Genomic DNA, 12,780 nt, shown 5'->3' with positions numbered 1-12,780 from the left:
GTTGAATATATTATACATAAAATAAAAAAAAGTTCAACATATACCTGAAAACATATGGCAATTTTTATGCAATTTACTGCGCAATTCGTGTGCGAACAGCACACACTTTACCATGATAATTTTTGGCATTGTCAAATGATATATTGTATATTCGTTGTACAACTACAACCATAACTTAGGAGTATATACGAGTATGCGTATCTTATTGTGTTCTATTTTATTAGCAAATCACCTATTGCTTGCCCTATCAACAAATGAGGCAAAAACCCTAATTTCACAAGCAGCCAGTTTTTCCTCCGAAGATATGACCTCTGCAAAACAAAAGCCCTTATCCTTACTTTTACTCAATTTAAATTTGCACTTAGAAAAACAAATCAATCCCGACGTAGTAAAAGACTTTTCCTACTTCAAAATAGAAAATATCGATCGCCAAGAAATGCTCGCGGCCATTCGCCATGAAAGACAAAACACCTATTCCTTTGTTTACCCACAACACATTGTAAAATGTGAATTCAAATTAGATGGTAATGTAGCAAGTGGCCAATTTACTTTTGAAATAAAAGACCTATATCGAGGCACTGCTTTGTTTAACGCACAACGTCATGATGAAAAATGGCGCATAACTAGTTTTACACTTCCTAACTACGGACTACGCGTTTATCATGAGCAAAAAAAGTGGCAAACGGCTTGTCTACCGACACGCTTTGTGATCGTACGCTTCGCACAAAACGCAATCTACACCTCAAATTGGTTTGAATCCGATATGGATAATGAACAAAAAATTTGCGATTTAGACAACCTCAAAAATTGCGAAACATGGCTCAAAAATTTTGCACAAAAATCGACACGACAAAAAATTTCGCAAATGAAAATGGTTATTCATGCTTCCAAAGCATTGTGGGACAAAGTAAAGGGATTTATAGCACTTGTCGCCAAACACAACATTTACAAATTATATTTTACTCACGATCGTAAAACTATTGTCCAAAATTACCTACCTATGGACGTAGGTGTCTCTTCCTCAAATCATCAAACGCGTCCTAAAATTATTATCATGGTCAATAACAACGTTTTTTCCATTGGGAAAAATTCCTTTTCTGGACAAGAAAACTACAAGCTTCTCACAGCGCATTTGCAGTCGCTATTAAAACCGCTCTCGTCTTCGGAGATCGCATTTGAAATACGAGCAAGCAATGAAACACCTTACGGCAACATAGTTCGTATTCTCGACTTGTGCAGAAATACCGCAGACGGTATGCAAAAAACAAGTGTGATTAAATTTAGTCTTTATGCACCAACAACATCAGACGTAGAAGTCCACGAAGAAGCGATCGGGATCATCGAGAAAATCCCCATCGAAAAAAGTAAAGCCGTTGTCGAAGATCCGGTCATTGAAGATCCCGTCATCGAAGATCCTGTTCTAAAGGAAGTAGAAGAAGACCATTATGAAACATTTGATGAAAGTTATGCTCACGACCGTCTTTCAGATAGACCATTCGGAGATAACCCCTTCGGAGGCAACTCTAGAATTGATGCAATTGGAGTTGGCGGTGGTGCGGGAAGTTTTGGTGCACTGGGAAGTTTTGGCCCACATTTCGGCGGAAAACTCCCACGAATTACAGACGACCAAAGAGTGAAAGAAATAGAGGAGGCCATATGTGCAGGCCTTACATGGTTAAAAAATCATCAGCAAGCCGATGGTAGTTGGAAAGCGGCGACATTTTCTGACTTTTGTAAGACAACACCATGTCGTGGATTTGGCACGGAAGAAATGGATACAAAGGTCACGGCTCTTGCGCTTCTGTGTTTGGTAAACAGTGAAGAGCGAACTTTTGCGAAACTGAAATTAAAACGCCACGCACGTAGTGCCGCACGCTACCTTTGCAGATTACAAAGTGACGAAGGATGCTTCGACCAAAAAGGATACGACTACATGCACCACCATGCCATAGCAACTCTTGCACTCTGCAAGTTATACCAAAAAATTTACAGCCCTGTTTTACGCATTTGCATACAAAAGGCTGTTGATTTTATGATAAAAGCCCAAAATGCAGAATCTGGTTGGGGACATACTTCTCAAAGTGGCAGAAGTAACACTTCGGTAACGTCATGGTGTGTCATCGCACTCACAGAGGCTGCCAAAACAGATTTTGTGGTACCAAGAGATTTTTATTCTGGAGTAAAAAAGTGGTTGTCTGCCACAACGGATGAACATTATTCTCGTACAGGTTATATGCAAAAAGGTGACACTGGCCCACGTTTACAAAACGCTCCCAATTTTCTCCCCGTAGAAACAATGACCGCTGCGGCGATATGCATACGTACAGCATTAGGAATGAGTCGCAGCGAAAATAACAACAGCGCCGTTCTTGTAGAAAGTAATTTGCCCACATGGAAAGAAAATGATAACAGAAAAAGTACGATCGACTACTGCTATTGGTTCTACGGTACTGTGGCAATGAGACATATGAAAGGTGATTTTTGGCAAAAATGGCGCAAAGCGCTACTGCCTATATTGTTAGAAAAGCAATGTCCAAACGATTGTAAAAAAGGCTCTTGGCCAGCTATTGACGCTTGGAGCAAAGCCGGTGGACGCGTCCAGGCGACAGCATTCAACACACTATCTCTACAAATGTTCTATCGTTAGTTTTGTTCTTGTTTCGAGTTCGTAACTGATTTATACAAATTAAGCAAAAGCATTGTATTGAGTAGCCGTTGATGTTACAATTTTAGATTGTAATAAAAAATGAAATTTTAAGAGCTAAAACTTTATCGAACTATTGCTGTTCACTACAATAAATTGTTTTGGGTTTTCGCACCGTACAGCTGGGAACAATTTATAACCACAGAAAGACATATCGATGAAAAAATTAATTGCCTTGCTTGCAATGAGCTTTATTTGCGTTAGCTTATACGCAGAATCATTTACTATTGGTAACACGCAACCAGGAACGTTCTTTTTCATCCAAGGACAAAGTTTTACACCAAATGTTCAAGGGAATGAAGGCACTGGTATAGCGACTCCTAATCCTGACGGAAATATTTTGTTGACATCTTTTAGCTTGGATTTTGTAAATGCCGCCACGGCACCTGGAGAAATCCATATCTTTGCATCTGCACCTACTCTTGCCCAAGCCGCTTCCGGCACAGGAAGTATCGGAACAGGTACTCATGTTGGTGGCGGAGTATATGATTTCGGACCAGGGTTGCTAATCCCTTTTTTCGCCAAATCGTTTGCTGTTCTACCTAACTCTGCAGAGATATTTGACGCACCTAATGCATACGCAGGAGGAGCAGATTTATTTCCAATAGGTGGCTTCGTAAATGAAGGAGGGTTTGACGCAGGTTTCAATGCTACATTCCAAACAGTCCCAGAACCATCCACTTATCTTATGTTTCTTATTTTGGGAGCTTGCGTTATAACTCGCCGCAAACGATAGTAAGAAACCACGCGCACATCATCTAAATGTGAGAAATCCAGCAACTCAAAATTGAAATGGCTGGATTTCTTACATTTATCAAAAATATTACCCACCATCCATTTGTTTACGCAAACTCAAAGGACGCATATCCGTCCAATGTTTCTCGATATACTCCAAACACGTTGCTTTGTCCCCACGAACACCGACTTCTCGCCAGCCTTCAGGAGCTTCACGGTCTGCCGGCCAGATACTGTACTGTTCTTCATGATTCACAACGACTTTCAGCTCTCCATCTTGCCAATCTTTGTATTCACTCATAGTATTTCCTTTATAGAACTTCCTTTGTCAAATGGCCAAACCACTCTTACAATTTTAACTCGCAACTAACGTAATCGAACATTACTTTTTCGCCGCGATTCTCGTTCACCAATAAAAGTTTCAATTTGTCACATCCATCATTTTCTTCGCTGTCTTGCTTTGGCGATTTTCTTTACCATTTCCGGCCTAGTTGCTGGAATCAACGCAACAACTTTTTGCCAATTATCAATAGCCCGTCTATGATCCCCAATAGCAAAGTACACATCCCCACGTTTATCGTAAACCTTGGATACCGCCGGCAACGCAGAACCAAGCTCAATAGCTTTGTCGTAATCTTTGATGGATTTATTATACATACGCAACTTGTGATACGCCAAACCTCTTTGGTAATACTCTTCGTACTTGCTTTGTAGACGAATCGCAACGGTTGCTTGTTCGATGGCTTTTTCATATAACCCAATTATATTGTAAACCGCTGCTAAGTTAGCATGTGCGGGATAGTAACTCTTAATCGAAATAGCTTTTATGTAATCATCAACAGCCTTACTGTATTGTTCTAAATCTCGATAAACATTACCGCGATTGAGATACGAAAATATTTGAGGTTCGAGCTCTATGGACTTGCTGTAGTATTTTACGGCTTTTGTGTATTTTTTTAGTCTTTGGTGCACGAGTCCCATTGTGTAGTAACTGCGTACATGCGTTACGTCAAGCTCAATCGCTTTCTGACAGTTGAGTTGCGCCGCGTCATACTGTTTTTTTTCTAAATACAAACTGCCCAAATCGCAATAGGTATCTGCTTTTCTTAGTCCTAAACTTATTGCGCGATTCAAATCTGCAATGGCTTTATCTAACTGGTTAAATCGAAAAAACAGAATGGCACGTTCACGGTAGGCCGCCGCAAAATGAGGCTGAAGATCAATCGCCTTTTCGAAAGACGCGAAGGCCTTCTTTTGTTTGTTTAAAGCATTATAAAGTAAACCCAATTCGTAGCGATACTGGGCGTTTCGAGGAGAAAGCTCCACAGCATGCAAAAAGTTTTTCAGTGATTCCTCATGTTGCTTTGAGCGAAACAATCTCATGGCGACGGCATAGGTACTTTTTGCATCCTGCGGATTTAATTTACGCGCTTTCTCAAAATAAAATAGCGCCTTTTTCTCCTCACCTAGTTGCTGGTACAAAACACCGATGTTGCGATAAGCAACAAAAGTTTCAGGGTATTTTTTTATGATTTTTTTAAAATCCCGAAGTGCTTGTTCCTTATCTTTCTTGTCAGGTCTGTTACCATAAACAACACCACGAAGAAAAATATGTTCCTCTGCATTTTTCAAATAACTAGACTGCTTGAACGCCTCGTACAGCGGTGTGGTGATTTCACGACGCGCAAACAAATCTTGGTAATCACTACTTAATATATTTTGTGTAAATTTATTCATCGCTTGGTTAAGCACATGCAATTCGCTGTTGATCTCGCGTAATTTTTGTTCTTTTACCGCAAAGTACAGACCAAAAGTAAGTAAGAAAACAATAAAAACACCAATAAGTGTAAAAAGCGATTTATTATTTTTCACCGTACTTTTCATCTGGTCTAAGTAGGTAATTCTTTTGGCGATGATTGGCTTTTGTTCTTTGAAGTTTTTAAGATCTCTTGCCAATTGTCGCATACTCTTATAGCGTTTTTTAGGTGCGCGTGCCAAACACTTCATACAAATTGCTTCGAGGTAGGGAGAAATACTTGTATTGAATTCACGCGGACGAATGGGGTCTTGATTTTGAATGGCATAGGCTATATTGATTTGCGATGTTCCTTGATAAGGAGTACGCCCGGTGATCGCTTCATAAATACAGACGCCCAAAGAATAGATATCCGTTTGCGTCGAAAATTCTCCTGCGATTTGTTCTGGTGACATATACAATAAAGTTCCGACCATATAACCTGTTTTTGACAATTTTTCTTCCTCATCGACATTGCTCTTCGCAATTCCAAAATCCATGATCTTCGCTCTGTTTTTCGTATCGATAATAATATTCGCTGGTTTTATATCGCGATGAAAAATGTTCTTATTGTGTGCTTCTTGCAACCCTTCGCAAACATCAATAATAAAATCGATCAATTTACTGCGTTCTAGTGATTTTTCCGCAATCTTTTTTTCTAACGTTTCTCCTACAACGTATTCCATCGCAAAAAAAGGTTTGGGAAGCATACCGTATTCATAAAAAGTAACGATATTGGGATGTTGCAATTGTGCTAAAGCGCGATATTCGCGTTCAAATCTTTCTAAGGAGCCTTCCGTTACTACTTTCAATGCCACATGTCTTCGCAGATGTGCATCGTAAGCTTTGTATACAATTCCCATTCCTCCGCGGCCAAGCTCTTCTTCTATTGTATAATTCCCATATTTCATCAATTTATGGCGAGGATACCCCGACTTCTATAAGTTGGGGAGGAATCGCCACTCGGACACGAATGCGCGAAGCATGAGCACGATGCCTTTTTCAATCTCGCATCTCCTTTCTGGAAATAAAAATATCCATCAACTTGTTGTATCAAGTGACAATAACGATAAGAAATACCTTGTACTGTAGAATTATTCGTTTTGATATTGAAATATCCGTTAGATCTTACGGCAACACGACCAACATAAACACCCTTTTTTTTACCTTTTGTCACAACGGCTTTTACGATGTCACCCGTTTGAAAGCCTTTTACCCTTTTTTGACTTTTCGCTGTTGTACGAGGAAATCCAAATTGATCCACGCGACACATTTGCCTACTGCCCCTACCTTGAGATTGGATACCCAAAGGTATTAGGTCTTGAGAAATAGTTACATTCTCTCCACTCTCTCCTGCACAGGCAGCATCAATCCAGTGTTGTTTGCTGAATCCGTTGTGTCGACGATTTGCTTTTGTCTTTCCTCCACTTGCAAATTCTACATCTATACCGAGTTTCTTTAACTGGTTGCCGATGACGTAGCGTGTTGTGTTGATGCTTGCAGCATCCCGCAGTGTTTTTTTACTATAAGACACGATTTTCTGTAATCTTTTGTTGTCTTTGCTTAAAAAGTTGTGGATATCACCATTACCTTTGTTTTCGTTGCACTTACGACAACTAATGGTCAGATTAGATACACGATTACTTCCGCCTTTACTTCGTGGATGAATGTGATCTATCTCCAATGCAACATTTTTTGCATCGCAATAAGCGCATTGATGATTCCATTTGTAAAGTAGGTATTCGCGAATTTCGTAGCCAAACAGTGTTCCCTGTTGATACATTACGCCTGAAATCTCAGGATTTTGTAGCTTCTGGGTATCAAAACGATTTGTTTCTACACACAAGTTGTCAATTGGTGCATAAGTGAGTAGTTTTTTCGTCCAATTAAAGATGTTATCTACTTTTGATTTTAAAGAAGGTGCAATCCATCCTTTTTTTCTTGTACGATTACAGAATCTTGGTGGGCGATATCGTGTTTTACGATTGCGACGACTACGGCGAATTGCACGCCTTTTGCTTAGCAAATCGACTATTTTTTCGCCGCGATGCTCTAGTTCTGCTGCCCAAGTAACGACTGTACCTTTTTGAAAAAATACGACAAGAGCCATTCCCGTAATTTTGCTTCCCGGATCAAACTTGAGTTGCACCTTCTGTAAGTCTCCCTCTGTTCTTTTTTGGAGAATGATGGTAAAGGGTTCTTGTCTGTAGACACTTGCTTTTCTTTCTTTTAACAATTGTCGTGCTCTCGCCGCAGAGCATGGCATTAGAGGTTTTCTATTTTTACTGAGTACAAACACTCTTCTTTGCATCAAAGCTATCTTTCTTTGTAAAGTACCAAATTACTTTGGTTTCTCGGTTTAGAACCGGTAAAGGTCTCCTCGCTAATGTTATGAAACGGTTTTGTATGTTAGCAGTACTGGCTTAACCCACTACACCTGTTTAACTACTAACCGTAGAGTCTGGAGCTGGAGAAGCACCCCAGAGTACCTATATTTTCGTTTCTAACGCTTATCAAGTTTGTTACACTTGATATAAGCTGGTCAACAACTGAGCTTACAAGCTCCCACTTCAAGTACCGTTAGGTACTAAGTGGGGGTAGTTGACTTTTACTCCCATACAAATCTTTTGACAAAAAGATCACAAATAATAGATAATTGAAAATTATGATCCCAAGCGAAGTAATCAACCCAGCTACCATTCCTCATATAATTTCACTTTGCTACAGCGGTTCGTCAGCGATTATATTTTAGCAAAATGGAGAAATACAATGGATTACCGAGATCAATGTTTGGCACAATGGTCTTATCACCTGGGCTATTTACCAGTTGAAATTTATCAAAAATTACAGAACAGCTCCGTGAATTTTCGCCAATACTGTTTGCAGAAAAAAATTTTAACGGAAAAGCAGTTTTTCAACACGCAGTTTTTCTTTATATTGCAATTCATACTTCAAGAAGCTCAAAAACAAGAAATGTTAGACAATGCACAAGTTGCTTCGATTATAAACTATCGCAAACAAGCATTGCAACAAAACAACTTTTCCCCCAATTTACATTTTCCCCAAGTTCCTCAATTTAATATGGATCATATTGCAACATGTGTGGAGTCGCTAAAATCGCAGGGAGTTTTTACAAACGAAGACGACCAGATATACGAACAAATCACGAACTCCACTACACAAAATCCCCTGGAAAAATCTCCAGGAGTTTTTACAAAAAACGACCTAGGAACATTTGCGGTATACAAGCTTGAAAAACAGATTGGCGCTGGTGGTATGGGGCGTGTATATAAAGCATATCATGCCCGCTTAGATCGTACAGTTGCCATAAAAGTAATACTAGGAACTCAATCAACAGAAAACCAATCACGATTTTTAGAAGAAGGTAAACTTACTGCTAAACTACATCACCCCAATATTGTTACAGTGCATGACATGGGAACGTATCAAGGACAAGACTATATCGTAATGGACTATATAGAGGGCGGTTCGCTAAGCGATTTGCTTGCCAAAAAAAAGCTAAATATTCGCCGTAGCTTAGAAATTATCAAAGATGTTTGTTATGCTATGGGATATGCGCACAAGAGCAACATTATCCACCGCGATTTAAAACCAAGCAATATCATGATGAACAATGGCGATACTCCTTTGGTGATGGATTTTGGCCTTGCAAAAAATATTGAAAACTCTTCAGAGCTTACCCGAGAAGGTTCAGTAATTGGTACTCCACGCTACATGGCGCCAGAACAGGCAGCAGGCCACATCCACAGGCTTTCTCCGGCAACAGATGTCTATTCTCTTGGCGCAATTCTTTATCAAATGATTACGCGCAAAGCGGTCATTGATGGTCAAACTCCAGTGGAGATGATATTCAGCATTTTACATCGCGATGTCATACCACCACGTAAACACAATAGTAAAATTTCGAAAGAACTCGAGTCCATTTGCTTGAAAGCCCTAGAGAAAACCCCCAAAGATCGTTATCAAAATGGTCGCGAAATGGCCGAAGACATCGAACGCATGTTAAATGGGGAAGCGATCGAGGCACGTCGCGCAAGCTTTTCCTATTTTTTATGGAAAAAAGTACAACGACATAAATTGCCCATCGCCATTACCACAACGATCAGCATGCTACTGTTGTTTACATTGGGGATAATGTCATACGTAAACAGACAAGCGCAAAATAAAAAATCTATACTAGTATGGCAAAAGTGGTGGGAGCGTTTTACGGAGCTGGCCGTACAAGATCAACAAACATTTGGCGAACGTAAACAAAGACTAGAAACGGCCTTCACGATCATAGAAAAACTTCACCAACAATATCCGCAACTGTGTAAAGAAGTTCGCCTTGATCAATACCAAGAAGATAAAAAAATACAGGATAAAATTACACGCTGGCAAAAAAACGATGACGCATTGTTCTCTATCTGGGAATATTTCCAAAACTGTAGCGACATGATAAAAAAATATAGCGCGTTACAAAAAGAATATGAGCAGAATAAACGCGAACACAGTCAAGTACTCGCGCAAGCGCAGCATAACTTTGGTAATAACGATGCCATACGCTCTTATGCGACTAGTAACACGCCCGCGCTTTCTCTGGCAAAAAACTATCAAGATAAATTATCATCATTGGTAAAAGAAATTTCTCAAATTGACCTTACCAAACAGCGTGAACTCAGCAGCAAAAGTTTGGAAAAGCTAAGGTGGAAAGCACAATTCATATACAGGTGCGACAACGCGAACGATAAAGCGCAACAAACTCTGCGACGCATCACCGCCATTACTCAAAACCGCTATGGTCTTGTCTTAGAAAGAATTTTACAGCTACAAAAACCGACACTATATACACTAGAAGCAATACGTAGTGAATTGGAAAACATTGTTTTGGCAAACAGTACCTTTGCGGATAGTTTTTATCGCATCGCACGCTTATATCACCAACAAGGCGATACATTTACCGCACAAATTTACTACGAAAAAGCAACGCGTCGTTTTTCGGACAACCATTTCTTTTCGTTGTATTATTTGGGACAGATATATTCACAACGCTGGCATCTACTAATGGGAAAACGTTCGGCAGTAAAGCATCAGGAAAAATCAATTTCAGACAAACTCGACACACAATATGTCAAAGTATTGAAAAAACATAGAAAAAATATGGAAGATGAAATAAATGACATACGTGATAATTTTCAACAGGTACAAAAAAAATTAGAACAAATTCCCAGTGGGAGCAACCAATCTTACTATCGGACAATGGCAAAATTCTACCGCGAAATCATGAAACGCGAAGACTTTGTCGTACGAGAATTTGACAACGTAAATGCGGGATCTATTTTGCATTTCTACCTATGTCCGCAAAAAAAAGATTCTATGGAGGAATTCAATAAAGGTTTGCAAAAATACAGAGATCTTCTCAAAATACTCGAAAGTATCAATCAGCAAAACTTTATTGGTGAAACCCAATTATACCGCGCAAAAATATACCAAGACCTAATGCTTCTAGAGGGAAAAGGTTCTTATTTACAAAAGGTAAATAATATCATTGTCAATTTTGAGGATGCCGTCAAAAATCAGCGAATGAATGTCGCCTCGTGGCTTGGTTTGGCAAGGATATACAACATGATCGGTGATTTTGAGCGCGCCGCATACTTATATAAACAAGTCGCAGAGGCAGATTTTGCAGCACAATGGCAATATATCTTAGTGCGCATGGGTGATAAAAAATTAAACGATGCAACGCGAGAGTTAGAACGACTATTGAAAAAACATCCTCTGCAAGAAAAACACACGTCCTTTCTTGCCGAAGTCGATGGTAACCCAGAACTCAAGGTTCTATATAATCCTCCTTCTCCACTTGAGCATCTACAAATGGAGCTTAATTTTTTAGCCTTCTTGTATCTGAGACAAGGTAAACTGGATAAAGTCAAAGAACTTATGCCACGTGTCTTCCCACTTATGTCCCAAAGTATACAACTCAATCGCCGTGGAAAAAGCTATGTTTGCAACTTACTGTTCATCATTATTGCACTACAGATGCAAAATAAAAAACAAGCGCACATGGCGAGCAGAATCCTTTGGCAAACTCTTGCACAGTCATTTCCGCCCCTAAGGCAAACTAATTTATTATCTTCTTTTCTACCATGGCTACAAAACTACGACAACATATTAATACAGCATCCGAAGTATCGTCATCCCCCAAAGCACATCGATACATTCATTAATAAACTCGTGAAAATAGACGAAGAACTTCTCTATCAAGTGGTCAACCGCAGCAACCTTCTCAAACAAATACACATATACTTACGCGACAAACCACAACTACACAAAGAATATAGAATCTTAACCGGAAGGGTGACCGGAAATGAAAAATCCATAGATTTGGCCATTTTTTTACTCATAAAATTGGGCATAGACCTCACCGAAAAAAAGATACTAGAAACAAATTTCGTGTCGGCATTGAAAGTGAACTATCGCAAAGCCATCGCTCACTTTCGTCGCAGTTTTTCGGCAAAGAATAAACACGAGCACTTGCAAAATGCACTAGACTACATGCAATTAGTCATCGCAGAACAGCCACAACAAGGCGAGTACCACTATGCCATCGCCGTAATACTCAGTCAAATGTCACAACGCAAAAACGAAATGTACGAACACCTAGAGTGGGCCAAACAACTCGGTTGGAATCTTAACTACCTAAAAATTGATCCACTATTTGCAGATGTTTCCCGCGAAAAGCGTTTCCGATCACTCTTTGCGAAAAAGTCAAAAACCATAGCTCAGATATCCATAAGCGATGTGAACAACAAAATCCAAAGTCTATTAAAGAAAAAACAACCGCATAAAGCCATGCGCCTGTACAATATTTTTATAAAAAACAACAACGTCGCCGTCAAAAACACCTATGAAAAAATGGTACAACAAATGACCCAATTATTCGTAGGTAAAGCCAAAAGAAACTTAGATTCACCACAAAAAATAGAGCAGATTTGTTATGAAATAAAACACACCGTCGCCAAGGACAGTGTAAAAATTTTACATAAAATCGCGATGCTCTATACAAATAGAGGAAAAGGCTATATTTCTCGTCAAGAGCTACGCATGGCAAAAGACGACCTCAACACAGCCATAAAGATAGATCCTTTGTGCTATAAGGCGTATAAATATAGAGGTGAAGTATATAAAAAACAAAACAAACCGCAACAGGCACAACAAGATTTCGCCACCTATCGCCGTTTGAAAAAAGAGGAATAACAACAACAATAACATTAACACTTATCGCGAAGTGAAATATGCTAGTATTTGGTGCTTCCGCGGGAATGACATGAATTTTTTATTGAAGAATAGAGAGTATCCATCTGTATTTGAGAGAACGGGCGGACACTGGGCCCGCCCCTACAACGCACTGTGTTATAGAAATATTCATGCTATGCGTTGTACAACTTCGATGAATCGTAAACCTATATGAGTATCTCTTAGGCATTTTTTGTCGTTCTTAGCTTGACAGCCATGCGCTTCCGCGGGGATGACATGGATTTGTGAG

Annotated in this window: 6 protein-coding genes; 3 read left to right on the top strand and 3 right to left on the bottom strand. The window is 39.5% G+C overall.

Annotated elements, in window-relative coordinates; translation table 11 throughout:
- Positions 1–193 precede the first annotated feature (193 nt).
- Together UABAM_RS16900 and UABAM_RS16895 are read left to right on the top strand one after the other, a co-directional pair.
- On the top strand, positions 194–2,647 hold the full coding sequence (locus UABAM_RS16900; RefSeq protein WP_151969186.1) for a prenyltransferase/squalene oxidase repeat-containing protein: 2,454 nt from the start codon (positions 194–196) through the stop codon (positions 2,645–2,647).
- 214 nt (positions 2,648–2,861) lie between these two features.
- A complete protein-coding gene (locus UABAM_RS16895) occupies positions 2,862–3,440 on the top strand; it encodes a PEP-CTERM sorting domain-containing protein (RefSeq protein WP_151969185.1) in 579 nt (192 codons plus the stop codon).
- A gap of 87 nt (positions 3,441–3,527) precedes the next feature.
- Here the strand turns inward: UABAM_RS16895 and UABAM_RS16890 are convergent, their stop codons facing one another.
- From UABAM_RS16890 to iscB, 3 genes are all read right to left on the bottom strand, one after another.
- Positions 3,528–3,740, bottom strand: coding sequence for an MbtH family protein (locus UABAM_RS16890; protein ID WP_151969184.1), 213 nt, complete (start codon positions 3,738–3,740; stop codon positions 3,528–3,530).
- Positions 3,741–3,877: 137 nt separating this feature from the next.
- Entirely contained in the window at positions 3,878–6,145 is a 2,268-nt protein-coding gene (locus tag UABAM_RS16885) for a serine/threonine-protein kinase (protein ID WP_151969183.1), read from the bottom strand.
- The gene (gene iscB / locus UABAM_RS16880; RefSeq protein ID WP_151969182.1) at positions 6,145–7,545 is read right to left on the bottom strand and encodes an RNA-guided endonuclease IscB; all 1,401 of its coding nucleotides are present in this window, start codon (positions 7,543–7,545) and stop codon (positions 6,145–6,147) included. Before iscB ends, UABAM_RS16885 begins: the two co-directional genes overlap by 1 nt.
- Before the next feature lie 458 nt (positions 7,546–8,003).
- Here iscB and UABAM_RS16875 point away from each other — a divergent pair, with 458 nt between their 5' ends.
- Positions 8,004–12,491: a serine/threonine protein kinase gene (locus UABAM_RS16875; protein ID WP_151969181.1), complete on the top strand. Its 4,488-nt coding sequence runs from the start codon at positions 8,004–8,006 to the stop codon at positions 12,489–12,491.
- The last annotated feature ends 289 nt before the right edge of the window (positions 12,492–12,780 follow it).

This window comes from Candidatus Uabimicrobium amorphum, from assembly GCF_009002475.1.
Lineage (GTDB): Bacteria > Planctomycetota > Uabimicrobiia > Uabimicrobiales > Uabimicrobiaceae > Uabimicrobium > Uabimicrobium amorphum.
This window is presented reverse-complemented; position numbering and strand designations above follow the sequence as displayed.